This is a genomic window from Parabacteroides leei, assembly GCF_023369805.1.
GTDB classification, from domain to species: Bacteria; Bacteroidota; Bacteroidia; order Bacteroidales; family Tannerellaceae; genus Parabacteroides; species Parabacteroides leei.
The window spans coordinates 1-631 of sequence record NZ_JAMBQG010000055.1 but is presented as its reverse complement, the minus strand read 5'-3'; the positions used below and the strand labels follow the sequence as shown (position 1 = coordinate 631).

Sequence of the window (631 nt, the reverse complement as noted above, 5' to 3'; positions counted from 1 at the left end):
TTTTCTAACTCAATCTCTGTTTTGGAAACACTAAACGTTGAACCTGACTGCTTGATAGCAACCGGCTTGGTTATATTCCCGGCTTTCACTGATATATTAGCTGCTGTACGCTCCGTACTGTTCAAATTGACAGCATTTGTTTTGTACACAAAGGTCTGATCTCCTCCATTCGTTGTTCCACTAGTTGTTCCTGACAACGTCAACCAATCAGGATTAGTGACTGAAAAAGGTAAACCGGAAGTTCCTTTAAAGGTTAACGTTCCACTGGCATCTTTTGTGGCTGCCAATGTAGTTGTGCTACCAGACGCAGTCAAAGAAGAAGCCTCCTGAGTAACCGTGATCGTCTTGGTAAGACCTGCGTCCGTGCCGCTAACGGCATTGCCGACTTTGACGGTGATCGTTCCCGTACGGGTGGATTCGTTCGGATTGACGACAGCATCATAAGTGATATTTTGAGCGGCAACGGTTGTATTGTTTGTTCCACCGGCAGTACTTTTCAGAGACAACCAGTTGTCGGTAGAAACGATGCCCACATTCCACGACAAACCGGACGTTGCGGTAAAAGTAGAAGTGTTATCTGTTGAAGCTGTTGCTGCTACCGTCTTGGTGGCAGCATCTACTTTCAACGTTG

Annotated in this window: 1 protein-coding gene; it reads right to left on the bottom strand. The window is 46.1% G+C overall.

Annotated features, from left to right (window positions below; translation table 11 throughout):
- On the bottom strand, positions 1–631 hold a 631-nt coding region (locus M1P97_RS26215; RefSeq protein WP_249390623.1), incomplete at both ends, for a BACON domain-containing protein.